This is a genomic window from Vibrio sp. 10N.222.55.C6, assembly GCF_041473395.1.
Taxonomy (GTDB): Bacteria; Pseudomonadota; Gammaproteobacteria; order Enterobacterales; family Vibrionaceae; genus Vibrio; species Vibrio crassostreae_C.
Genome location: NZ_JBFRSD010000614.1, coordinates 1 through 312 on the forward strand (window position 1 = coordinate 1; position 312 = coordinate 312).

Annotated in this window: 1 pseudogene; it reads right to left on the reverse strand. The window is 47.1% G+C overall.

The features are described from left to right. Positions 1-312, reverse strand: a pseudogene (locus AB4486_RS25330) (hypothetical protein); the annotation flags it as partial.

Below are 312 nucleotides of genomic sequence, written 5' to 3' on the forward strand. Positions count from 1 at the left end.
ATATTGGAAAATACCGAGGGCTGCATTTGTCGCTCATTCCCTAAAAAGCCAGCCAAGCCTTTAGCGGGTAAAGAGGCGACCTCTCCTTTTCCTTTATCGCCTTTGCAGGCCACTGAATGAGTGCGCTCATAGATGGAAGTAAATTCAGATTCTTCAAGCGACTGTTCAATGCCAGCGCGAACCGGGTTCAAATCTACATACGCCATGCAGCTTAGCAGGGCTTTTTCATCCAACAAAGCTTGAGACTTAAAACGACCTTCCCAGAACCGGCCTGTACAAGCCTCCTCTTTATTGGCTTCACGAGCAATATAT